The 24,282-nt window shown below is 66.4% G+C and carries 16 protein-coding genes; 5 read left to right on the top strand and 11 right to left on the bottom strand.

Going from position 1 to position 24,282, the window contains the following annotated elements; all coding sequences use genetic code 11:
- Positions 1 to 13: 13 nt before the first annotated feature.
- Genes metH through ACEPA4_RS12905 form a run of 3 tightly spaced genes read right to left on the bottom strand, consistent with a single transcriptional unit; the run spans position 14 to position 4,790 of the window.
- Positions 14 to 2,698, bottom strand: a complete 2,685-nt coding sequence (gene metH / locus ACEPA4_RS12915) for a methionine synthase (protein ID WP_262090938.1) — start codon at positions 2,696 to 2,698, stop codon at positions 14 to 16.
- Positions 2,699 to 2,755: 57 nt separating this feature from the next.
- A complete protein-coding gene (locus ACEPA4_RS12910; RefSeq protein ID WP_262090937.1) occupies positions 2,756 to 3,847 on the bottom strand; it encodes a homocysteine S-methyltransferase family protein in 1,092 nt (363 codons plus the stop codon).
- 13 nt (positions 3,848 to 3,860) lie between these two features.
- Positions 3,861 to 4,790 (bottom strand): metalloregulator ArsR/SmtB family transcription factor, encoded by a 930-nt coding sequence (locus ACEPA4_RS12905; protein WP_049465810.1) that lies wholly within the window; start codon positions 4,788 to 4,790, stop codon positions 3,861 to 3,863.
- 152 nt (positions 4,791 to 4,942) lie between these two features.
- On the opposite strand from ACEPA4_RS12905, the gene ACEPA4_RS12900 reads away from it, so the two are divergent.
- Both ACEPA4_RS12900 and ACEPA4_RS12895 read left to right on the top strand, forming a co-directional pair.
- Positions 4,943 to 6,091, top strand: a complete 1,149-nt coding sequence (locus tag ACEPA4_RS12900) for an acyl-CoA dehydrogenase family protein (protein ID WP_005417433.1) — start codon at positions 4,943 to 4,945, stop codon at positions 6,089 to 6,091.
- A 60-nt stretch (positions 6,092 to 6,151) separates the two neighbouring features.
- Entirely contained in the window at positions 6,152 to 6,523 is a 372-nt protein-coding gene (locus ACEPA4_RS12895) for a hypothetical protein (RefSeq protein WP_231109101.1), read from the top strand.
- 152 nt (positions 6,524 to 6,675) lie between these two features.
- On the opposite strand, the gene ACEPA4_RS12890 is transcribed toward ACEPA4_RS12895, so the two are convergent.
- Genes ACEPA4_RS12890 through ACEPA4_RS12880 form a run of 3 tightly spaced genes read right to left on the bottom strand, consistent with a single transcriptional unit; the run spans position 6,676 to position 11,789 of the window.
- Entirely contained in the window at positions 6,676 to 9,849 is a 3,174-nt protein-coding gene (locus ACEPA4_RS12890; protein ID WP_053499470.1) for a multidrug efflux RND transporter permease subunit, read from the bottom strand.
- A 15-nt stretch (positions 9,850 to 9,864) separates the two neighbouring features.
- On the bottom strand, positions 9,865 to 11,133 hold the full coding sequence (locus ACEPA4_RS12885; protein WP_069139730.1) for an efflux RND transporter periplasmic adaptor subunit: 1,269 nt from the start codon (positions 11,131 to 11,133) through the stop codon (positions 9,865 to 9,867).
- Positions 11,133 to 11,789 (bottom strand): TetR/AcrR family transcriptional regulator, encoded by a 657-nt coding sequence (locus ACEPA4_RS12880; protein WP_005417420.1) that lies wholly within the window; start codon positions 11,787 to 11,789, stop codon positions 11,133 to 11,135. The genes ACEPA4_RS12885 and ACEPA4_RS12880 overlap by 1 nt, the downstream gene beginning before the upstream one ends.
- A gap of 250 nt (positions 11,790 to 12,039) precedes the next feature.
- On the opposite strand from ACEPA4_RS12880, the gene ACEPA4_RS12875 reads away from it, so the two are divergent.
- From ACEPA4_RS12875 to ACEPA4_RS12865, 3 genes are all read left to right on the top strand, one after another.
- Positions 12,040 to 17,016, top strand: a complete 4,977-nt coding sequence (locus ACEPA4_RS12875; protein WP_070490443.1) for an NAD-glutamate dehydrogenase domain-containing protein — start codon at positions 12,040 to 12,042, stop codon at positions 17,014 to 17,016.
- Between the two features lie 281 nt (positions 17,017 to 17,297).
- Positions 17,298 to 18,071, top strand: coding sequence for an NAD kinase (locus ACEPA4_RS12870; protein WP_005417415.1), 774 nt, complete (start codon positions 17,298 to 17,300; stop codon positions 18,069 to 18,071).
- A gap of 47 nt (positions 18,072 to 18,118) precedes the next feature.
- On the top strand, positions 18,119 to 19,063 hold the full coding sequence (locus tag ACEPA4_RS12865) for a 5'-nucleotidase (protein ID WP_005417414.1): 945 nt from the start codon (positions 18,119 to 18,121) through the stop codon (positions 19,061 to 19,063).
- Between the two features lie 117 nt (positions 19,064 to 19,180).
- On the opposite strand, the gene ACEPA4_RS12860 is transcribed toward ACEPA4_RS12865, so the two are convergent.
- The 5 genes from ACEPA4_RS12860 to ACEPA4_RS12840 are packed head-to-tail and all read right to left on the bottom strand — an operon-like array spanning position 19,181 to position 24,256.
- Entirely contained in the window at positions 19,181 to 19,732 is a 552-nt protein-coding gene (locus ACEPA4_RS12860; protein WP_171957308.1) for a DUF2939 domain-containing protein, read from the bottom strand.
- 42 nt (positions 19,733 to 19,774) lie between these two features.
- Positions 19,775 to 20,767 (bottom strand): aldo/keto reductase, encoded by a 993-nt coding sequence (locus ACEPA4_RS12855; RefSeq protein WP_171957309.1) that lies wholly within the window; start codon positions 20,765 to 20,767, stop codon positions 19,775 to 19,777.
- On the bottom strand, positions 20,767 to 21,453 hold the full coding sequence (locus ACEPA4_RS12850) for a DUF2461 domain-containing protein (protein ID WP_262090934.1): 687 nt from the start codon (positions 21,451 to 21,453) through the stop codon (positions 20,767 to 20,769). Before ACEPA4_RS12850 ends, ACEPA4_RS12855 begins: the two co-directional genes overlap by 1 nt.
- Positions 21,450 to 22,889 (bottom strand): exodeoxyribonuclease I, encoded by a 1,440-nt coding sequence (sbcB, locus tag ACEPA4_RS12845; protein WP_100478382.1) that lies wholly within the window; start codon positions 22,887 to 22,889, stop codon positions 21,450 to 21,452. Before sbcB ends, ACEPA4_RS12850 begins: the two co-directional genes overlap by 4 nt.
- A complete protein-coding gene (locus ACEPA4_RS12840; RefSeq protein ID WP_053500712.1) occupies positions 22,889 to 24,256 on the bottom strand; it encodes an NAD(P)/FAD-dependent oxidoreductase in 1,368 nt (455 codons plus the stop codon). The genes sbcB and ACEPA4_RS12840 overlap by 1 nt, the downstream gene beginning before the upstream one ends.
- Positions 24,257 to 24,282: the final 26 nt, after the last annotated feature.

Here is a 24,282-nt window from a genome sequence, read left to right as displayed (position 1 = left end):
TCCCCTTTTTGTGTCATTCGGGGTCGTAGTCGAGGTTGGAGGCCAGCCAGCGTTCGGCTTGGGCGCGGTCCACGCCCTTGCGCCGGGCATAGTCGGTGACCTGTTCGCGGCTGAGCCGCCCGACCACGAAGTACTGGCTCTGCGGATGGCTGAAGTAGTAGCCCGAGACAGCGGCCGTGGGCAGCATCGCGAAGCTCTCGGTCAATTCCATGCCCGCGTTCTTCTCAGCCTGCAGCAGGTCGAACAGGCGGCGCTTCTCGCTGTGCTCGGGGCAGGCCGGGTAGCCCGGTGCCGGACGGATGCCGCGGTACTGCTCGTCGATCAGGGCCTCGTTGTCCAGCGTCTCGGCGCGGTCGTAGCCCCAGAATTCGGTACGCACGCGCTGGTGCAGGCGCTCGGCCAGCGCCTCGGCGAAGCGGTCGGCCAGTGCTTTCAGCAGGATCGCGTTGTAATCGTCGTGCTCGGCTTCGAAGCGCGCGACGTGGGCGTCGATGCCGATGCCGGCAGTGACGGCGAAGGCGCCGATCCAGTCCTGCTTTCCGCTGTCGGCCGGCGCAATGAAATCGGCCAGGCAGAAATCCGGGCGTTCGGCTGGCTTGTCCACCTGCTGGCGAAGGAAGTGCAGGGTGGTTTCGCCCTGTGCGTGCTGCACGCGGACGTCGTCGCCGATGCTGTTGGCCGGCCACAGGCCGAACACGGCCTTGGCCGTCAGCCACTTCTCGCCGACGATGCGCTCGAGCATCGCACGGGCATCCTTGTACAGCTCGCTGGCCTGGGTACCGACGATCCCGTCGGTGAGGATCGCCGGGAACTTGCCGGCCAGCTCCCAAGCCTGGAAGAACGGCGTCCAGTCGATGTAGTGGACCAGTTCGGCCAGGGAATAGTCGTCGAACACGTGCAGGCCGGGCTGATTCGGTGTCGGTGGAGTGTAGTTGTCCCAGCCGCCATGGAATTTCTGCGCGCGCGCATGTTCCAGCGTGACCAGGCGCTTGGCGTCGCCCCGGTTGCGGTGGCGTGCGCGGATTTCGGCATAGTCGGCTTCGTTGGCGGCAACGAAGGCCTCGCGCAGATCACGCGAGATCAGCGACTGCGCCACGCCAACCGCGCGCGACGCATCCTTCACCCACACCGTCGGCGCCTTGTAGTGCGGGTCGATCTTCAGCGCGGTATGCGCACGCGAAGTGGTCGCGCCCCCGATCAGCAGCGGCAGGTCGAAGCCCTGGCGCTCCATCTCGCGGGCGACGTGGCTCATCTCCTCCAGGGACGGGGTGATCAGCCCGGACAGGCCGATCAGGTCTGCGTTGTGCTCGCGGGCAGCATCGAGGATCTTCTGCGCCGGCACCATCACGCCGAGGTCGACCACGTCGAAGTTGTTGCAGGCCAGTACGACGCCGACGATGTTCTTGCCGATGTCATGCACATCGCCCTTCACCGTGGCCATGATGATCCTGCCGTTGCTCTTGGCGGTGTCACCGCTGCGCGCCTTTTCCGCTTCGATGTAAGGCAGCAGGTAGGCCACGGCCTTCTTCATCACGCGCGCGGATTTCACCACCTGTGGCAGGAACATCTTGCCGGCGCCGAACAGGTCGCCGACGATGTTCATGCCGTCCATAAGCGGTCCTTCGATCACGTCCAGCGGGCGGCTGGAGGCCTGCCGGGCCAGTTCGGTGTCTTCCTCGACGAAGGCATCCAGGCCGTGTACCAGGGCATGTGCCAAGCGCTGTGCCACCGGCTTGTCGCGCCAGGCCAGATCTTCGGTCTTCGCCGCGCCTTTCTTGCCCTTGTAGCGCTCGGCGATCTCCAGCAGGCGCTCGGTGGCATCGCTTCGGCGGTTGAGGATCACGTCCTCGACACGCTCGCGCAGGTCCGGCTCCAGGTCGTCGTAGATCGGCATCGCGCCGGCGTTGACGATGCCCATGTCCATGCCGGCGGCGATCGCGTGGTACAGGAACACCGAATGGATGGCCTGGCGCACGGTTTCGTTGCCTCGGAACGAGAACGAGACGTTGGAGACGCCGCCGGAGACATGGCAGTGCGGAAGGGTCTGCTTGATGATGCGGGTGGCTTCGATGAAGTCCACCGCGTAGTTGTCGTGCTCTTCGATGCCGGTGGCGACGGCGAAGATGTTCGGGTCGAAGATGATGTCCTGCGGCGGGAAGCCGATCTCGTCGACCAGGATGCGGTAGGCGCGTGTGCAGATCTCGACCTTGCGCGCACAGGTGTCTGCCTGCCCGGCCTCGTCAAACGCCATCACCACTGCCGCGGCACCATAGCGCAGCACCTTGCGCGCGTGCTCGCGGAACAGCGCTTCGCCTTCCTTCAGCGAGATCGAGTTGACCACGCTCTTGCCCTGCAGGCATTTCAGGCCGGCCTCGATCACGCTCCACTTGGAGGAGTCGACCATCACCGGGATGCGCGCGATGTCCGGCTCGGACATGATCAGGTTGAGGTAGCGCGTCATCGCCGCTTCCGAATCGATCAGGCCCTCGTCCATGTTGACGTCGAGGATCTGCGCGCCGCTGGCCACCTGCTGGCGGGCCACGTCCACCGCCTCCTCGTAGCGGCCTTCCTTGATCAGCTTGCGGAACTGCGCGCTGCCGGTGACGTTGGTGCGTTCGCCGACATTGATGAACAGCAGGTCCGGGGTGATGACCAGAGGTTCCAGGCCGGACAGGCGGGTAGGGCGGACAGGCGTCATGGCAGGCGTCGGCTCAACAGCAGTAGGGCGGGAAGTGCGGGACAGTGGCGGCAACGTTCATGCGGCCTGCTCCCGGGTGCCGGGCAGTGCGCGCGGCGGCAGTCCGGCCACGGCATTGGCAATTGCACGGATATGCTCGGGGGTGGAGCCACAGCAGCCGCCGACCAGGTTCAACAGGCCATCCTCGGCGAAGCCGCGCAGGGTGGTGGCCATCTCTTCAGGGCTTTCGTCGTACTCGCCGAACGCGTTGGGCAGGCCTGCATTGGGGTGGGCGCTGACGTAACAGTCGGCGACCTGCGAGAGGGTTTCCACATGCGGGCGCATCGCATCGGCACCCAGCGCGCAGTTCAATCCGATCGACAACGGCCGGGCGTGGGCGAGAGATGCGTGGAAGGCCTCGGCGGTCTGCCCGGACAGGGTGCGACCGGAAGCGTCGGTGATGGTGCCGGAGATCATCACCGGCAGCCGCGCGCCGCGCGCATCGAACGCTTCCTCCAGCGCATACAGCGCGGCCTTGGCGTTGAGCGTGTCGAAGATGGTCTCGACCATGAGGGTGTCGGCGCCGCCGTCGATCAGGCCCTCGATGGCTTCGCGGTAGGTGTCGCGCAGCTCGTCGAAGCTGGTGTTGCGGAAGCCGGGATCGTTGACGTCAGGGCTGATCGAAGCGGTGCGGCTGGTTGGGCCGATCACCCCGATCACGAAGCGCGGCTTGCCCGGGGTGGTTGCGGCCACTGCATCACAGCACGCGCGCGCGACCGCAGCGCCGGCCTTGTTCAACTCGTACACCAGGTGCTCGAGGTGGTAGTCGGCCTGGCTGACCGAGGTTGCATTGAAGGTGTTGGTTTCGACCAGGTCCGCACCGGCCTCGAGGTAGGCGGTGTGGATGTCGGCGACGATCTGCGGCCGGGTCAACAGCAGCAGATCGTTGTTGCCCTTCAGGTCATGGCCTTCCGGTGTGGCGTGATCGCAGCCGGAGCCATGCAGATGGTCATAGCCACCGGCGAAGCGTTCGCCACGGTAATCGTCTTCCTGCAGGCCGTGGCGCTGGATCATCGTGCCCATCGCACCATCGATGATCAGGATCCGCTCGCGCAGGGCGTCGAGCAGGGCGTTGGCACGATCTGGATGCAACCAGGGCAGGGCGGGCATGGCGGTCTCGGGCTCAGGGCTTGTTGGCGATCAGCGAAATCACTTCGAAGTGCGGCGGACGCTTCTCGCGGGTGACCGTCTCCAGGCTGGACACCTGCAGGCCGGCCTTGTCGACGAACCTGCGCAGTTCCTTGTCGCTGAAGCCGAGGTTGACGTGGCCATAGGCCTCCACGGCCGCCTTGTGCTCGTGCCGGGCCAGGCTGCACAGCAGCAGGCGGCCACCCGGTCGCAGTACGCGCGCGGCTTCGGTCACTGCCTGCGCCGGTTTGCTGGCGTAGGTCAACGCGTGCATCAGCACGACCAGATCGAAGCTGCTGTCCTTGAACGGCAGGGCATGCATGTCGCCCTCGCGCACTTCCACGTTGGGCAGGCGGCGCAGGCGTTCACTGGCGGCGGCAACCACGCGCGCGCTGGTGTCGATGCAGATGTAGCGCTTGGCATGCGGGGCAACCAGTTCGGCCAGCACGCCATCACCAGAGGCGATATCCAGCACGTCGCCGGTCTCAAGCAGCGGCAGCGCGGTGCGGGCCAGCGCTTCCCAGGTGCGCCCTGGCGAGTAGTGGCGTTCCATGTCGCCGGCCACGCTGTCGGCCCAGTTCTGGTCGGAGGCGCGGTGGGCCAGCACGGCGGCCACGCGTTCAGCGTCCTGGCGCAGCAGCGGGTCATCGCTTCCGTTGCTCAAGGCATGCCACAATGCACGCTGCGCGGGGTCCAGCTGGGCCTCGTCGAAGCGGTAGTAGGCCGACACGCCGGCACGGCGGTCGCGGACCAGGCCGGCTTCCTTCAGGCGTGCCAGGTGGGTGGACACGCGCGGCTGCGCCAGCCGGGTGATCGCCGACAGTTCGGCCACGGTCAGTTCCTCCTGCTCCAGCAGCGCCAGCAGGCGCACGCGAGTGGCATCGGCGAACACCTTCAGGCGGGTCGACCAGTCTTCCAGATCCATAAACATCTACCTATCGCGATATAGAGATATATTCGCTGAAGGGGCTGTCGCGGTCAAGTCGCCAGCGTACGGAAACTGCCGGGCCCCGGTACAATCGGAGCACCTGGGCGCGCCGTATGCGGCCCATAACTTCATGTACCCGGGAGGGTGTTGTGGATTTCAGCTTTACCGAAGAGCAACTGATGCTGCAGGACGTTGCGCGGCGCATCGCGCAGGAGAAGATCGCCCCCAGTGCGGAGCATCATGACCGCACCGGCGAGTTCCCGCTGGACAACATCCGCCTGCTGGGCGAGAACGGCCTGATGGGCATTGAAGTGCCGACCGAATACGGCGGTGCGGGCATGGACCCGGTTGCGTACGTGCTGGCGATGGTGGAGGTCGCCGCCGCCGACGCAGCCCATTCGACCATCATGTCGGTCAACAATTCGCTGTTCTGCAACGGCATCCTGACCCACGGTACCGAGCAGCAGAAGCAGACCTACGTACGTGCCATCGCCGAAGGCACGGCCATCGGCGCGTTCGCGCTGACCGAGCCGCAGTCCGGTTCCGATGCCACCGCCATGCGCTGCCGCGCGGTGAAGCAGGCCGACGGCACCTTCGTCATCAATGGCAAGAAGAGCTGGATCACCTCCGGTCCGGTGGCCAAGTACATCGTGCTGTTCGCGATGAGCGAGCCGGACAAGGCCGCGCGCGGCATCACCGCCTTCATCATCGATACCGACAAGGCCGGTTTCGGTCGTGGCAAGACCGAGCCCAAGCTGGGCATCCGCGCCTCGGCCACCTGCGAGATCGAGTTCAACGACTACGTGGCGCAGGCCGAAGACGTGCTGGGCCAGGAAGGCGAGGGATTCAAGATCGCCATGAGCGTGCTCGATGCCGGTCGCATCGGCATCGCTTCGCAGGCCATCGGCATCGCCCGTGCCGCCTATGAAGCGACGATTGAATACGTCAAGGAGCGCAAGGCATTCGGCGCGGCCATCGGTACCTTCCAGATGACCCAGGCCAAGATTGCCGACATGAAGTGCAAGCTGGACGCAGCGCTGCTGCTGACCCTGCGCGCGGCGTGGGTGAAGGGCCAGGGCAAGCGCTTCAGCAATGAGGCTGCCATTGCCAAGCTGACCGCCTCTGAGGCGGCGATGTGGATTACCCACCAGGCGGTGCAGATCCACGGCGGCATGGGGTATTCCAAGGAAATGCCGCTGGAGCGCTACTTCCGTGATGCCAAGATCACCGAGATCTACGAAGGTACTTCGGAGATCCAGCGCCTGGTGATCGCCCGCAACGAAACCGGGCTGCGCTGAGTCGCAGGGCCGCGCCGCCGCAATGGCGGCGCGGCGGTAGGTCCACGCCACGCGTGGATGATGGTCATCCAGATGACGTCATTGCCGTTGGCCTGCAGAGACGCATGCTGCTCTAATGCAGTCCGTTTCTTCGAGGATGACGACGTGATCTATCGCGGTTGGGGAATCATGACGCTGGTGACGCCGATTGCAGCGATCCTGCTGCTGGCGTACTTCTTTCCGCATGACGGCCCCAGGGGCAATACTCCGCTGTCACAGGTTCTGTTGGGCGCAGGCCTCGGCGCAGCGGTGAACGTGGTGCTGGGCCTGTGGCTCAACCGTGCGCCGCGGCGGAAGGGGGAGGCCGCGCCCCACCATTTCTTCTTCGTACCCATGCAGTGGGCCTCGCTGATTCTGGTGGCGGTGTGCGCCGTGGTCGCGGTGATGCGCTGAGGCGTTGCCCGAACAGCGCCAACCAAGGTTGGCGGCTACCGGCAATGCCGTTGTTCCGGTAGATGCCAACCTGGGTTGGCATGAATTCAACTGTGGCAATAAAAAGGCCCCGGATCGCTCCGGGGCCTTCTCGTTCTCAGCGCAGCACCGGATCAACGATCCGGACGATGTGCGGCATCCGCATCGCGCTGGCGTTCCATGAACTCCTTGGACGGTTCGTCCAGCTTGTCGCCCAGCATGCGGCGCACGACCACGAAGAACACCGGGATCATCAGCAGGCCGAGCAGGGTGGCGAACAGCATGCCGCCGATCACGCCGGTACCGATGGCGTGGCGGGAGTTGGCGCCGGCACCGGTGGAGATCGCCATCGGGATCACGCCCATGATGAACGCGAACGAGGTCATCAGGATCGGGCGGAAACGCAGGCGCGCCGCTTCGATGGTGGCATCACGCAGGTTCTTGCCCGCTGCGCGCTGCTCCACCGCGAACTCCACGATCAGGATCGCGTTCTTCGCCGCCAGGCCGATCACGGTGATCAGGCCGATCTTGAAGAACAGATCGTTGGGCAGGCCGCGCAGCATCGACAGGCCGAGGGCACCCAGCACGCCCAGCGGCACCACCAGCAGCACCGCCACCGGGATCGACCAGCTTTCATACAGGGCGGCAAGGCACAGGAACACCACCACGATGGACAGCACCAGCAGCAGGGTCGCAGCGTTGCCGGCCAGGATTTCCTGGTAGGACATGCCCGACCAGTCGTAGCCGAAGCCGGCCGGCAGGTCGTCGTTGACGATGCCTTCCATGGTCTGCATCGCCTCACCCGAGCTGGTGCCCGGTGCCTGCGAACCGACGATGTTGATCGCCGAGTAGCCGTTGTAGCGGCTCAGCGACGGCGGCGCCGACACCCATTCGGACTTGACCACCGTGTTCAACGGGATCATCGCGTTGGTGCCATCGGCGTTCTGGGTCAGGCTGGACGGGCTGTAGAAGCTCTTCAGCGATTCCTGGCCAGTGCGGTACGGACCATCGGCCTGCATGGTCACGCGCTTGATGCGGCCTTCGTAGAAGAAGTCGTTGACGTACACCGGGGCCAGCATCAGCTGGATGGTGCTGTACACGTCCGACACCGACATGCCCATCGACTGCGCCTGCACGCGGTCCACGTGCAGCTGCAGCTGCGGCGCGTTTTCCAGGCCGTTGGGGCGCACGCCAACCAGGTGGTCCGGCTTCTGCGCGGCCTGGCCGAGCAGGATGTTGCGGGCCTGGGTCAACTGTTCGTAGCCGGCACCGCTACGGTCCTGCAGCCACATGTCAAAGCCACCGAACTGGCCGAGGCCCTGCACGGTGGGCAGGTTGACCACGAAGATCTGCGCTTCCTTGATGCCGTAGAACGCGCCGTTCATGTTCTGGATGAACTCGGGCGCGGTGAACTTGCGTTCCTCCCACGGCTTCAGGCGGATGAAGCCCATGCCCACGTTCTCGCCGGAACCGACGAAGCTGAAGCCGGCCACCTGCAGCATGCCTTCATAGCCATCCTGCTTTTCCAGGATGCCACGCATCTGCGCGAACACTTCGTTGGTCTGGCCCTTGGTCGAGCCCGGCGGCAGCTGCACGATCGCCAGCGCATAGCCCTGGTCTTCTTCCGGCAGGAAGCTGCCCGGCATGCGGGTGAACAGGAAGCCGCACAGCGCGGTCAGCACCACGAACAGGATCATCCAGCGCGGCGCATGGCGCACCGCCGAGGTGATGTGCCCCACGTAGGTGTGGCTGATCTTGTCGTAGTACTTGTTGAAGGTGCGGTAGACGATGTTCGGGTTGTCGTTGTGCGTCGGCTTGAGGAAGGTCGCGCACAGCGCCGGGGTGAAGCCCAGCGCCAGGAACGCCGAGAACGCCATCGAGATGGCGATGGTCAGCGCGAACTGCTTGTAGATCTCACCGGCGGCACCGCCCTGCAGGGCGGAGGGGATGAACACTGCGGCCAGCACGACGGTGATCGCCACCACCGCGCCGGTGATCTGGGTCATCGCCTTCTGCGTGGCCGGCTTCGGCGCCAGGCCCTCCTCGGTCATGATGCGTTCGACGTTCTCGATCACCACGATCGCGTCGTCGACCACGATGCCGATCGCCAGCACCATCGCGAACAGCGTCAGCTGGTTGATCGTGAAGCCGATCATCCACATGCCCAGGAAGGTACCGAGCAGCGCCACCGGGATGACCAGGGTCGGGATCAGCGTGGCGCGGAAGTTCTGCAGGAAGATCAGCATCACCAGGAACACCAGGAACACTGCTTCAAACAGTGTCTTGACCACTTCCTGGATCGAGATCTTGACGAAGGTGGTGCTGTCGTACGGCGAGAACCAGGTGACGCCGGCCGGGAAGCTGGGCTGCAGCTCGTCCATCTTGGCGCGCACCGCTTCGGCCACGTTCAGGGCGTTGGCGCCCGGCAGCAGCTGGATGGCGAAGGCGCCGGTCGGCTTGCCGTTGTACTGGGTGTCGAAGCCGTAGTTGTTGGCACCGAAGGCGACGCGGGCGATGTCCTTCAGGAGCACGCGCGAGCCATCAGCGTTGGCACGCAGGATGATGTTCTCGAATTCCTGCGGCGAGCTGAAGCGGCCTTCGGCCGAGACCGTGGCGGTGAAGTGCTGGCCTTCCGGCGACGGATCCGAACCCAGCGCGCCGGCGGCGAACTGCACGTTCTGCGCACGCACCGCGGCCAGTACCTGGCTGGCCGACAGGCCGTAGCCCTGCATCTTTTCCGGGTTCAGCCAGATGTTCATGGCGTACTCGGAACCGAACTGCTGGGTGCTGCCGACGCCGGGGATGCGCGAGACCTGGTCGAGCACGCGCGAGCCCACGATGTCGTTCAGCGCGTCACGGTTGATGGTCGGGGTATCGGACTGCAGCGCCACCACCATCAGGAAGCCGGCGTTGGCCTTGGCCACCACCACGCCCTGCTGGGTGACTTCCGAAGGCAGGCGTGGCGTGGCCAGCGAGACCTTGTTCTGCACCTGCACCTGGGCGATGTCCGGATCGGTACCGGTCTCGAAGGTCAGGGTGATCTGTGCACGGCCGTTGGAGGCGGACGAGGAGCTGAAGTACAGCAGGTGATCGATGCCGGTCAGCTGCTGCTCGATCACCTGGGTGACCGACTTTTCCGTGGTATCGGCGCTGGCGCCCGGATAGGTCGCCGAGACGGTGACCTGCGGCGGGGCGATGTTGGGATAGGACTCCACGCCCAGGTTGAGGATCGCGATCACGCCGCTGAGCGAGATCAGGATCGCAACCACCCAGGCGAAGACTGGATGTTCGATGAAAAATTTAGGCATGACGGAAGGTTCCCGTTACTGCTTGTTCGAATCGGTGGCGGCCGGCTTGGCCGCATCGGCCTGCTCGGGCTTGGCCGCGTCGGCCGGTGCCTTGCCTGCAGCCGGTGCAGCGCCCGCCGGGGCGGCGCCGCCTGCGGCCGGCTTGCCGTTGGCGTCCTGGCCAGGGGTCCACGGCTTGGCCACCGCCGGTGCACCTTCCTTGACCTTCTGCACGCCGGCCACGATCACCTTGTCACCGGCGGCCAGGCCGTCGCTGACCAGCCAGTTGCCGTTCTGCGCGCCATCGGTCTTCACGTTCTTGCGCACGACCTTGCCGTCGGCGCCGACCACCATCACGTAGCCGCCGGTGGTATCGCGCAGCAGGGCCTGCTGCGGCACCAGGAAGGCGTTGTTGCGCTCGCCCAGGTTGGCCTGGAAGCTGACGAAGGCGCCCGGCAGCAGGATCTGCTGCGGGTTCGGCAGCAGCGCGCGCAACGACACGGCGCCGGTGGCCGGGTCGACCGTGGTCGAGGAGAAGTCCAGCGTGCCCGGCTCACCATAGGTGGTGCCGTCGGCGAGCTTGACGTTGACCGTGGCCTTGCCGTCGCCGGACAGCGCCAGCGCGCCCTTGGCCTGCTGCGCGCGCAGCTGGGTCAGCTCGTCCACGCTCAACGAGAAGTTGACGTACAGCGGGTCGAGCTGGTCGACGGTGGTCAGCAGGGTCACATCGCCCTGGCCCACCAGCGCGCCCTCGGTGACCTGCTGCTTGTTGGCCACGCCACTGATCGGCGCGGTCACTTCGGCATAGCCCAGGTTGATCCGCGAGGAGGTCACTGCCGCTTCGGCCTGTTTGACCGCGGCCAGCGCGGTGCGCTCGGCCGATTCGGCGTTGTCCAGGTCGGACTTGGAGACGAACTGCTGCGGGGCCAGCGAGCGTGCGCGGTCGGCGGCGACCTTGGCGTTGGCGTAGGTCGCGCGGGCCGAGGCCAGCTGGGCCTCGGAGGCGTTGAGCGAGGCACGCAGCGGCGCCGGGTCGATCAGGAACAGGGTCTGGCCCTGCTTGACCTGCGAGCCTTCCTGGTAGACGCGCTTGAGCAGCACGCCGGGCACGCGTGCGCGGACGTCGGCGCTGCGGAACGGCGACAGGCGGCCGACCAGTTCGCGCTGCAGCGGCAGGGTCTGCGGCTTGGCGTCGATCACGCCCACCTCCGGCGGCGGGGGCGTCTGCTGTTCCGGCTTCTTGCAGGCAGCCAGCGCGACAGCAACGGCGCACGTCAAGGCAAGGGTGCGGAGTGGGGCGGTCATCAGGAGGAACTCCGGGGTTGGTTTGTAGACGGGGCCGGCGACGGCTGAGGCGCGAAGGCGCGCAGGAAGCTGTCGACGGAGAACTCTGCCCAGCGCCGACGCAAGAGCGCGTCATCACGGTGGGGGGTATGGAAGCGCTGTTTGTCGAAATCCTGACCGGCGATCATGCTCAGCAGCAGTTCGGCCATGAAGTGCGGGTCGTCATGCCGGAGCTGGCCCTGCATGCAAACGGTTTCAATCCATTCAGCAAGATGAAGCGACAACGCGCCGGCACCATGCCGGTAGAGCGTACGCGCCTCTTCGGGAAACTGGGCCGCCTCGGCCGCGATCAGCCGGCAGGCCTGCCCTACGTGCGGTTGGTTGAAATGCTCCAGGAAGTCGGTGGCGAACTGGAGCAGGCTGGCACGCAGGTCGTCACTGCGGAGTGCACGAACCATGGCCCCGGTGGCGTGGCCGACGTGGCGCTGCATTACCCGGCGCAGCAGTTGCTGCTTGCTGCCATAGCGCGAGTAGAGGGTCTGCTTGGAACAGCCGGCATGCTGGGCCACCGCGTCCATGCTCATCTGGATGCCCTGCTGGGCCAGCAGTTCGCGCACGGCATCGAACACGCGCTCATCGCGTGCGTCGAGGGCAACGGGGAGGTAGGCCGGGTTCACGCGGTGGACTATACCGTCCAGTTCAGGATTGTGGAATCGAATCGGCGTCGCCGCGTGTGTCTTCCGGTAACACGCTTTGCCGATCCTGTCGGCAGTGCTGAAGCAGGCGCCAGCTCCATACCGGAGCGAACTGAATAGGCGTCTAAACCGCAGCAAACCCGAATCTGCTTATTCCGTCCTGCAGCAAGGCCTTTTCGTGCGGTAGGGCTACAATTTCATTTTCCCAACTGAGCAAGCGCATCGCTCTGCCATGAAACCGCAAAAAACCGCAGCCAAGACCGTGAAAAACAAGACGAAACCAGCAGAGTCGGAGGTCGCAGTGACCGCTGGTTTCTCCCTGGAGCCGGTGTACACGGCCTTGCGCAAGCGCTACCCCGCGGCCGCACAGGCCGAAGCAGTGGCCTTCGCCACTGACTTCTACAAGCGCATGGAGTCGGACGAGTTCCCGCACCACAGCGCTGAAGAGTGGGCCGCTCTCGCGGCTGAGACGCTGGAATTCGCCCGGGCCCGCAAGGCTGGCAAGGCCAACGTCCGCGTGTTCAATCCGACCGCGAAGGCCAACGGTTGGGAATCGCCGCATACCGTGCTGCAGATCGTCAACGACGACATGCCGTTCCTGGTCGATACCGTCACCATGTCGCTGGCCGAGCAGGGCGTGGGCGTCCACGTGCTGGGCCACCCGGTACTGCGTTTCACCCGCGACAAGGCCGGCAAGCTGGTCAAGGTCGGCGAAGGTGATGCCGAGTCGGTGATGCTGCTGGAAATCGACCGCCAGCCGGCCGATGCGATGGCCGCCATCGAGCAAGCCATCAACAAGGCGCTGGATGAAGTGCGTGCAATCGTGCGCGACTGGCAGCCGATGAAGGACAAGGCGCTGGCACTGGCCGACGACCTGGGCAGCCGCCAGCTGCCCGTCGACGACGCGTCGCGCAAGGAAGCACAGGAGTTCCTGCGCTGGGCCGCTGACAACCACTTCACCTTCTTCGGCTACCGCGAGTACCGCGTCGAGAAGCAGGGCAAGGAAGAGGTGCTGGCGCCGCTGAACGACACCGGCCTGGGCCTGATGCGCGGCAAGGACAAGTCCGCCGCCCGTCCGGTCAAGACGCTGGCCGCGCAGGGCCTGAATACCACGTCCGGTTTGAAGGATGCGCTGATCCTGACCAAGACCAATGCCCGTTCGCGCGTGCACCGCGCCGGCTACATGGACTACATCGGCGTGCTGGAGTTCGACGCCAAGGGCAAGATCATCGGCGAGCAGCGTTTCCTCGGCCTGTTCACCTCCAGCGCCTACAACCGTCGCCCGTGGGAAATCCCGCTGGTGCGCCAGCGCCACGAGCACGTGATGAAGCAGTCCGGGCTGGCCCCGGCCAGCCACAGTGGCAAGGCCCTGCGCCATATCCTGGAAACCCTGCCGCGCGAAGAACTGTTCCAGTCCAGCGAGGACGAACTGTTCCGCACCGCGATGGGCGTGCTGGGCCTGCAGGAACGGGTGCGCAGCCGCCTGTTCCTGCGCCGTGACAAGTACAGCCGTTTCATCTCCGCGCTGGTCTACCTGCCGCGCGAGCGCTTCAACACCGACGTGCGCCTGCGCATCGAAGCGATGCTCAAGGACGCGCTGCACGGCGAGTTCGTCGACAGCTCGGTGGTGCTGGGCGAATCGCCGCTGGCGCAGGTTCACCTGATCGTGCGCCCGAAGCCGGGTGAAATGCTCGACGTCGATACCGCCGAACTGGAGCAGAAGCTGGCCCAGGTGCTGCGCAACTGGCAGGACGACCTGCGCGAAGCGCTGGTGAGCCGCCACGGCGAGACCGAAGGCCTGCGCATCGCCGCCCGCATCGGCAAGGCGCTGCCGGCCGGCTACATCGAAGACAACAGCACCGCCGTTGCCGCCAACGATGTCAGCCAGCTCGACGCGCTGACCGGCCCGGACGACCTGCGCCTGAGCCTGCAGGCCGTGCCGCGCGAAAGCGGCGATGGCCTGCGCCTGAAGCTGTATCGCCAGCTGGATGACATCCCGCTGTCGGACGCGCTGCCGATGATGGAAAACATGGGCCTGCGCGTGATCGCCGAGCGTCCGTACCGCCTGTCGGTCGACAACGCGCCGGTGTACGTGCAGGACTTCGAGGTCGAGTCGACCGCTGGCGTGATCGATGCCGCCAGTGTCGATGAAGCCTTCGGCGAGACCTTCGCCCGCGTCTGGCACGGCGACGCCGAGAACGACGGCTTCAACCGCCTGGTGCTGGCTGCTGGCCTGCACTGGCGCCAGGTCGCCATGCTGCGTGGCTACTGCAAGTACCTGCTGCAGACCGGCGTGCCGTTCTCGCAGGCCTACGTGGAAGGCACGTTCGCGCGTTACCCGCTGCTGGCCCGCCTGCTGGTCGAACTGTTCGAAGCGCGCTTCGATCCGGCCACCGGCCATGAGAGCAAGGACGACATCGCGGCCGGTCAGGCCCAGCTGAAGGCGCACTTCGATGTGCTGGCCGCTGGCGACGATGCCACCCTGAAGGTGCTCAAGAGCGTGGTCGATGCCCGCAAGGGGGACCGCGACGCGCAGATGCAGGCCGCGCGCGATGCACTGCTGAAGCTGATGGATCGCGTGTCCAGCCTGGACGAGGACCGCATCCTGCGCTCGTTCATGGGCGTGATCGACGCGACCCTGCGTACCAGCTACTACCAGACCGATGCCAACGGCCAGCACGGCCATGTCATCAGCTTCAAGTTCGATTCGGCGCTGGTGCCGGACCTGCCGAAGCCGCGTCCGTACCGCGAAATCTTCGTCTACGGCCCGCGCGTGGAAGGTACCCACCTGCGCTTCGGCGCGGTTGCCCGTGGCGGCCTGCGCTGGTCGGATCGTCGCGAAGACTTCCGTACCGAAGTGCTGGGCCTGGTCAAGGCACAGATGGTCAAGAACACCGTCATCGTGCCGGTCGGCGCGAAGGGTGGGTTCTTCGCCAAGACCCCGCCGGTGAACGGCGATCGCGACGCGATCTTCGCCAACGGCGTGGCCTGCTACAAGCTGTTCATCCAGGGCCTGCTGGACATCACCGACAACATCGTCAACAACAAGATCGTGCCGCCGGTGGATGTCGTGCGCCACGACATGGACGATCCGTACCTGGTGGTGGCCGCCGACAAGGGCACTGCGACCTTCTCCGACATCGCCAACGGCCTGGCCATCGCGCACGGCTTCTGGATGGGCGATGCATTCGCCTCCGGTGGTTCGGTCGGCTACGACCACAAGGGCATGGGCATCACCGCGCGCGGCGCGTGGGAATCGGTCAAGCGCCACTTCCGTGCGCTGGGCCGCGACAGCCAGAGCCAGGACTTCACTGCGGTTGGCGTCGGCGATATGTCCGGCGACGTGTTCGGCAACGGCATGCTGCTGTCGCGCCACATCCGCCTGGTCGCTGCGTTCGACCACCGCCACATCTTCCTGGACCCGAATCCGGATGCGGCCACGTCGTTCATCGAGCGTGAGCGCCTGTTCACCCTGCCGCGTTCGAGCTGGGCGGACTACGACACCAAGCTGATCAGCAAGGGCGGCGGCGTGTACCCGCGCAGCCTGAAGTCGATCGAGATCACCCCGCAGGTGCGCGAAGCGCTGGGCCTGGACGAGAACGTCAAGGCGCTGTCGCCGAACGATCTGATGAGCGCGATCCTGAAGGCACCGGTCGACCTGCTGTGGAATGGCGGCATCGGTACCTACGTCAAGGCCGCCAGCGAGCAGCACAGCGATGTCGGCGATCGCGCCAACAACGCGCTGCGCGTGAACGGTGGCGAGCTGCGCTGCAAGGTGGTGGGCGAGGGCGGCAACCTGGGCATGACCCAGCTGGGCCGCATCGAGGCTGCCCAGGCCGGCGTGCTGCTCAACACCGACTTCATCGACAACTCGGCCGGCGTCGATACCTCCGACCACGAAGTCAACATCAAGATCCTGCTCAACGATGTGGTGCGGGCCAAGAAGCTGACCGTCGAGCAGCGCAACAAGCTGCTTGCGTCGATGACCGATGAGGTCGCCGAGCTGGTGCTCAACGACAACTATCGCCAGAACCAGGCGCTGAGCCTGATGGAGCGGATGGCAGTCAAGCGCCTGGGGTCCAAGCAGCACTTCATCCGCACCCTGGAACAGCAGGGCCTGCTCGATCGCCAGATCGAGTTCCTGCCGTCCGATGCCGAGCTCTCGCAGCGCAAGGCACGCGGCCAGGGCCTGACCCGTCCGGAACTGTCGGTGCTGCTGTCCTATTCCAAGCTGGTGGCGTTCAACCAGCTGCTGGATTCGGACATTCCGGAAGATCCGTACCTGTCCAAGGAGCTGCAGCGCTACTTCCCGACCCCGCTGCAGAAGAAGTACGCCGACGCGATGGAGCGTCACCGCCTGAAGCGCGAAATCATCGCCACGGCCGTGACCAACCAGACCATCAACCGCATGGGCGCCACCTTCCTGATGCGCATGCAGGAAGACACCGGCCGTTCCATCGCCGAGGTCGCCAAGGCCTACACCATCAGCCGTGAAACGCTGGATGCACGCGCACTGTGGGCGCAGATCGACGCGCTCGACGGCAAGGTGCCGGAGTCGGTGCAGATCGACGCACTGGAAGTGATCTGGAAGCTGCAGCGTTCGTTCGTGCGCTGGCTGCTGTCGCGCCCGGGCGCGATGCCGGGCATCACCGAGGCGGTCAACCGCTACCAGGGCCCGTTCAACGACATTCGCGTTGCTTCGGGCGTGCTGCCGGATTCGCAGCGTCCGACCTACGAAGCCCTGGTGGCCGAGTGGAAGGAAAAGGGCCTGCCGTCCGCGCTGGCACAGCAGCTGGCCGAACTGCACTTCCTGGAGCCGGCGTTCGACATCATCGAACTGGCCCGCACCCGCAAGCTGAAGCCGGTGGACGTGTCCAAGGTCCACTTCCGCCTGGGCGATGCCCTGCAGCTGCCGTGGCTGTTCGAGCAGGTCGACGCGTTGGAGGTCAACGGTCGTTGGCACGCGGTGGCGCGTGGCGTGCTGCGTGACGAGCTGGCAGCCAACCACCGCAACCTGGCCGGGCAGGTGCTGGGCACCAAGGGCAACAGTGCCGAGGCCAAGGTCGCTGCCTGGATGGGCCGCGACGACAACAGCCTGCGCTTCACCCTGGCGATGCTGGCCGAACTGGCCGAGCAGAAGACCCTGGACTACCCGACCGTCTCGGTCGCGGTGCAGCGCCTGGGCCAGCTGGCCGCGCATGGTGCGTAAGCGCATTCGCGCTGACGCCCCACGGATTGCTCTGCAAACCGTGGGCCCCGTGCCAACCATGCTCCCAGACCCCCGCGCCGTTGGCGCGCCCCCCTGACTCAGGGGGGCTCCTGATCTGCAGCAGTTGGAGGAACGGCCCCGCGAAAGCGGGGCCGTTCTGCATTGTCTGGTAGTGCCGGCCGCTGGCCGGCAACCTCATGAATCGCAACCGGGTGCAGCAGCCGGCCAGCGGCCGGCACGACCGGGTATGCTCTTGCTGGCACACCCACCCGGATCCACCGATGAGCGACACCCCCCGCATCGCTTTCCTGGCCAGCACCGCCGAACCTGCACAGATGGCCCGCGCGGCGATGATCTCGCGTTATGGCGATCACGCGCCCGAGCAGGCCGACGTGCTGTGCCCGCTGGGTGGCGACGGTTTCATGCTGCAGACCCTGCACCGGCACGGGCACCTGGGCAAGCCGGTGTTCGGCATGAAGCTGGGCACCGTTGGCTTCCTGATGAACCAGTACCGCGGCGACGATGACGTGCAGGCCCGCATTGCGCGTGCCGAACCGGCCAACCTGCGCCCGCTGGAAATGGTGGCGCTGACCGAGTCCGGGACCAGCACCGGCTCGCTGGCGTACAACGATGTCTCGCTCCTTCGCCAGACCCGGCAGGCGGCCCATATCGGCATCGACCTCAACGGCCAGGAGCGGGTGGCCGAGCTGATCGGTGACGGCGTGCTGGTGGCCACCCCGGCCGGCAGTACCGCCTACAATTATTCCGCGCACGGCCCGGTGTTGCCGCTGGGGTCGCATACCATCGCGCTGACGCCGCTGGCTCCGTATCGGCCGCGACGCTGGCGCGGGGCGATCCTCAAGGCCGACACCGAAGTGCGCTTCCGCGTGCTCGATCCCTACAAGCGTCCGGTGAGCGTCACCGCTGATTCGCACGAGACCCGCGATGTGGTCGAGGTGACCATCCGCGAGTCGAGGGACCGTCGTGTGACCCTGCTGTTCGACCCGGAGCACAACCTGGAAGACCGGATCCTGAGCGAACAGTTCGTTTTTTGAGGACAATGGGCGGCCGGCCCCGCCGACCGCTTGAAGGACCCCCACCGATGGGCGACAACTCCCCCCGTTTGCTGACCGTCGCGGTCACCTCGCGCGCGCTGTTCGACCTCGAGGAAAGCCATGCGCTGTTCGAGAGCGATGGCGTGGCGGCCTATGCCGAGTTCCAGCGCCAGCATGAGGACGATATCCTCGGTCCCGGCGTGGCCTTTCCCGTGGTGCGCAAGCTGCTGGCACTGAACCAGGGCGCCAGCCCGGAGAACCCGCGGGTCGAGGTGATCCTGCTGTCGCGCAATTCGGCCGATACCGGCCTGCGCATCTTCAACTCGATCCAGCATTACGGCCTGGGCATCATCCGTGCGACGTTCACCGCTGGCGAGCCGACCTGGCCGTATGTGAAGCCGTTCGGCACCGACCTGTTCCTGTCGGCCAACCCGGAATCGGTGCGCAGTGCGCTGCGCCATGGCATCGCGGCGGCGACCATCCTGCCCAAACCACCGGGCGAGACCGCTGCGGCAGCGGCCGACCAGATCGATACCGGTCGCCCGGCCGGCCAGCTGCGCATTGCCTTCGACGGTGACGCAGTGATCTTCGGTGACGAGAGTGAGCGCATTTCGCGCGAGCAGGGCGTGGAAGCCTTTGGCCGCCACGAACGCGAACGCGCCCGCGAACCACTCAGTGGCGGCCCCTTCCGCGGCTTCCTGTCGGCCCTGCACACGCTGCAGGAAGTGTTCCCGGCTGGCGACAGCGCGCCGATCCGTACCGCACTGGTGACCGCGCGGTCGGCCCCGGCGCACGAGCGGGTGATCCGTACCCTGCGGGAATGGGGCGTGCGCCTGGACGAAGCGCTGTTCCTCGGCGGCCGGCACAAGGGACCGTTCCTGCAGGCCTTCGGTGCCGACATCTTCTTCGATGATTCGCAGCACAACATCGACAGCGCCCGCGAGCATGTAGCCGCCGGCCACGTCCCGCACGGCGTCGCCAACGAGGGCTGAGCCCGGTAGCTGTTGGCATCGCGGCGCAGCCGCGCCCACCAAGGTGGGCGTCTACCAGAGCGGGGTACAAGGCGGCGGCAGCGCCGGGCCATGCCCGGCGAGCGCAGCGGCATGGGGCTACGGGCTGCCCGACATCCCCAGCTGCAGGTCCACCACTTTCCAGCGCAGGCCCTGCGGCTCCAGCACCACCTTCATCGGTGGCTGGCCGGGGCCGCGATCCACATCGATCACGAAGCGGTCCAGCGCTTCGAAATGATGTTCGGCATTCTTCAACGGCCGCGCCGGTTCAGTTGCGCCGAAGGCGTCGCCACCCTGCAGTTCATTGCGGCCACGCTTCCACAGCACGTGGCCCTGCAGCATCGCGCCGATCCCGGTCGGGGTCACCATGGTTTCCACCGCGGCCCCCCCGAGCTGGTCGCCGAGGCCGTAGAGGAGGGCACCGAACGGGCTGGCCGCCACGTCTGGGCCGGCCTGGCGTACCAGGTAGTCATTGAGCTGCGCGCGCAGGCTGCTGCGCACGCGCGGGAAATCGACGTAGCGCTCCAGGCGCGCAGTGTCGCGCTGCTCGATGGCCTTGGACAGGCCATTGACGGTCAGGTACGGGCCGCCGAACCACCAGGCCGCCAAGGCCAGGACCAGCAGCACAAGTAGTGCGGTGAGCTTCTTCATGCCGGACAGACTGCCGCAACGGCGGCAGTGCCGGGTGAAGACTCACTGACTGGGCGAACCACGGCCATCACCGAAGGCATCGACCAGTCGTTGGCGTTCCGCCGGAGTCAGCGCCTCCAGCCGCGTCGCCAGCACTTCGTCCAGGCTGCGGGTGCGGGTGGTGCCGAGGATGCCGCTGGCAACGCCGGGATGGCCCAGCGCATAGGCGAAGGCGGTCTGGGCCGGGCGCTGGCTGTGGATCGTGGCCACCGCGCGCCGCATCTGGCGGGCACTGCGCATCAGCTGGCGGCTGCTGGGCTTCAGCCACGCGCGCGCCAGATACCAGCCATCGGCCAGCCGTGGCAGGCGCGCACGCGCGGGCAGCAGGTGTCCTTGCGCCAGCACGGTGCCGGCCAGCACGCCGATGCCCACTGCCTGCAGCCGATCGATAAGCGGTTCCCGGTCCTGCTGCAGGGCGTTGTAGTCCAGCAGTACCACATCGAAGGCGTCCGGATGGGCGATCATCCAGCGCAGGGTCGAGGCCGAGTGGGTGTTGATGCCGGTGTACCGGATCAACCCACGTTCGCGCAGGCGCTGCAGTGCCGCCAGCAGGTCGTCACTGATGTCGTGTTCGCTGGCGCCATGCAGCTGGTAGACATCAAGATGGTCCAGGCCGAGGTTGCGCAGCGACGCCTCGCAGCTGGCGGTGATGGCCGCGGGCGAGAAGTTGCGTTGCTCGGCGCCACTGATGCCGGCCTGGCCGGTCAGCGTGCCGCCCTTGCTTGAGATCACCAGTGAATCGCGCGGGTACTGCTTCAGCAACGGGCGCAGGATGCGGCCCAGGCGCGGCTCGGCATGGAAGCCGGAATAGTTGTGACCGGTATCGAGCAGGTTCACCCCGTGGGCAAGCGCATGTTCGACCACGGCAGCCGCCTCATGCTCGGGGAAGCGGCGATGACCCCAGAAGCCGGAGCAGCCCAGGCCGATCGGTGAAACGGCCAGGCCGGTGCGGCCGAGCACGCGCCGCTGGCGGGCCAGCGGAAGATTCTGCGACATCAGAATTCCAGGTCCAGCGCAGCGCACAGGTAGTCGACGAACGGGCCGAGCGCGGCCAGGTCCTTGCCCAGCGTGGACAGCAGGCGTGGGCCGGTCATCGTGGCGTCGTCCAGCGAGCGCCACATCACCCAGTTGCGGTGCTTGAGGTCGTCGATGAACTCGAAGTCGGCCGGGAAGCCACAAGGGGGGCGCACCAGCTTCTCGCTCTCCTCGAAATCGAAGCGCTTGCGCAGGGCCGGCGCGTGCGCGGCGGCCTTCCAGCTGCCCGGGTTGTCGAGGATGAAATGGCGCACGCGGCGCTGGGTTTCCGGTTCCGGATGCCACAGGCCGGCGCCGACGAAGCTCTCGCCGGGTTGCAGGTGCACATAGAAGGACGGCGCGGCCACCTCTCGGCGGCGCTCATGGAACAGGCGCGCACCCTGCCAGGTCTTGTACGGTGACTTGTCGTTGGAAAAGCGCGCGTCACGGTGGATGCGGAACAGCGAGCCACCGACGCCGCGGGTATCGGCGCGGAAGTGCTCGCTGACCTCGGCCAGTGCCGGCTGCAGGTCGCCCAGCAGGCGCAGGAACGGCTGCCGGACGTGGTCTTCATACTGCTGGCGGTGGTCGTTGAACCAGGTCTTGTCGTTGTGCCGCGCCAGGCTGCGCAGGAACTTGAAACTGGCGTCCGAGAAATAGGTGCTCACAGCGTCTCCTGCAGGTGCTGGCCCCAGTCGCGCAACGATTGCAGCAGGGCCTGGCGCCGCGCGTCGCCGGGCGCCTCGGCGGCCAGTGCATCAAGCTGTTGCTGGTACTGGGGCAGGTTGAGTTCGCCCAGGCCGCCGTCGCCGAGCAGGCGCTGGCGGCGGTAATCCTGCCAACGCTGGTGTTCAGCCGGCGCGAGGCTGCCGGGATGGTTGCGTGCGCGGTAGCGGAACAGCAGCTCTGGCAGGCGCGGGTCGCGGAAGCGGCCTTCCAGCGCGGCCAGCTGCTCCGGCGCGGTGGTGCGTGCCAGCGCGAGCAGCGGCTTGTCGCCGTTGCCGAGGAATCCGTCGTACAGCGAGGCATCGACATCGGCCACGGTCGCGACGCGGGGCTGGTTGTAGACCTGGCGTGCCTTCTCGGCCAGCTGTGGAGCGAACGCGCGCAGCCGTTCCACCTTGGCCTCGATCGCGGCCACGTCCAGGCCGAGGCGCGCATGATCGTCGGCGCGCAGGTGGTTCCATGCGATCAGTGCCGGCACCTTGTTCAGGTGTACTTCCTTCAGCGGCACGCGTGCCACGCCTTCGGGCAGCTCGCTGGCCCGCATGTACAGGCGCTGTGCGATCACCTCGGCCGGCAGCTCCAGCAGGTCGTCGATCTCGCCTTCCAGGTCGAACACGATCACCCGGTTGTTGATGGTTGGGTGTACGGCCAAGGGCAGAACCGGTGCGGCGCAAAGGCGGCTGGCAGGGTAGCGCATGGAAATGTGCAGGACCGGCTTCATCGCGGCCACGTCCAGCAGGCCGCCGACGAAGCGCTTGTCGCGCAGCTTCAGTGCGTACTCCCACAGGCGCGGCTGCGACTGCTTGAACAGCCGAGCCATGCCGATGGTGGCGCGCACGTCTGACAGCGCTTCGTGCGCATCGCCTTCGCGCACGTTGTTGGCCTCGGCCAGGTGCTCGAGCTTGAACGAGGTGGCGCCGTCTTCGCGCAGCGGCCACCGGATGCCGTCCGGGCGCATCGCGCGCATCAGCCGCAGCATGTCCAGCAGGTCCCAGCGCGAATTGCCATTGCGCCACTCGCGCTCGTAGGGATCGTGGAAGTTGCGGAACAACCCGTAGCGGACGAACTCATCGTCGAAGCGCAGGGTGTTGTAGCCAAGTGCGCAGGTGCCGGGGCGCGACAGCTGCTCGTTGATGCGGTCGAAGGCTTCGGCCTCGCTGATGCCCTCGGCCAGGGCCTGCTGCGGGGTGATGCCGGTGACCAGGGTGGCCATCGGCGAGGGCAGCAGGTCGTCTGCCGGGCGCACGAAGAAGCTGACCGGCGTGTCGATCTCGTTGAGGTCGGCATCGGTGCGGATCGCGGCGAACTGCGAGATGCGCGTGCGCCGCGGGTCCTGGCCGAAGGTTTCCAGGTCGTAGAACAGGAAGCTGTCTGCCATCAGTGCGCGCCCTCCAGGACCGGCAACTGCGCGTGGACCTGCGCTTCCAGTGCGGCCCAGTCGATGTTGTCCAGTGAATCGTGACCGGCGGTGGCTGCAACCAGCAGGTCGCGCTGCAGTTCGGTGCGGCGCAGCGCCTCGGCGTAGGGCGTGTGCAGGAAGGTGACCATCGTGTAATGCGGCACGAAGCGGGTCGGCCAGCGCCGCTGCAGTTCCTGCTCCAGCTCGCGTTGCAGCAGGAATGCAGGGTCGGCCACGCGGTCGCGCATCTCCAGGTAGTTCTCAAGCGCCATCTGCTGGATGGCACGTGCATTCGGTTTGCGCTCGGCTTCGAACGCGGCGAACGCGCTTTCCAGGTCATCGGCCTCCATCAGCTGGCGGGCCAGTGCAACGCAGTCCTCGAATGCGCAGTTCATGCCCTGGCCGTGGAACGGCACCATCGCATGCGCGGCGTCACCGATCAGCACGGCACGGCCCTGCTGATGCCAGCGTTCCAGGGTGAGCGTGCCGAGCAGGCCCGGCGGGTGTTGTTCCCAGTCCTTGCGCAGGTTGGGAATCAGCGGCAGGGTGTCGGCGAACTCGCGCGCGAACAGCGCCTCGGCCTGCGCACCGGTGTTGACCGTGGCAAAGCTGGGATCGCCCTGGTTGGGCAGGAACAGGGTGACCGTGAAAGTGCCTTCGTGGTTGGGCAACGCGATGCACATGTAGTGGCCGCGCGGCCAGATGTGCAGCGCATTGCGCTCGATGCGGAAGCCGCCGTCGGCGGCCGGCGGGATCTCCAGTTCCTTGTACGAATGGTCAAGGAAGGCGATGTCCTCGCCCAGCGGCGCACGACGGTTCATCGCCGCGCGCAGTGCCGAGCCCGCGCCGTCGGCACCGATCAGGGTGTCAAAGCGGATGTCGTGCGGGCTGTCGTCACGGTCATCGATGAAACGCGCGTAGCCCGCATCGAAATCCACGGTATGCAGGCGGCGATGGAAGTGCACGGTGGCACCGGCCTGTTCGGCCAGTTCCAGCAGCGTGGTGTTCAGATCGCTGCGATGGATCGACCAGATCACCTCGCTGTCGTCGCGGCCATAGCGCTGCAGCTGCGGTTCGCCGTCGCGTGGATGCACCATGCGCCCGCGCATCATCACCGCGCGCGCCATCACCTCGTCTTCCACGCCGGCCTGGCGCAGTGCATTGCGCCCGCGCTCGGCCAACGCCAGGTTGATCGAACGACCGCTCTCGTAGTCGGCAATGCGGGGATCGCCACGGCGTTCGTACAGGGTGATGCGCCAGCCTTGCCGTGACAGCAGGATGGCCAGCAGGGACCCGGCAAGGCCGGCACCGATAATGCTCAACGAGCGGGAGGCGTGTGCGATCAACGAACTGTCCAGCAGCAGGGGAGGGG

The organism is Stenotrophomonas sp. P2112 (genome assembly GCF_041897515.1).
Classification (GTDB): Bacteria; Pseudomonadota; Gammaproteobacteria; order Xanthomonadales; family Xanthomonadaceae; genus Stenotrophomonas; species Stenotrophomonas sepilia.
Note: the sequence above shows the minus strand (reverse complement) of the source record. Positions and strands in the feature narration are given on the sequence as shown.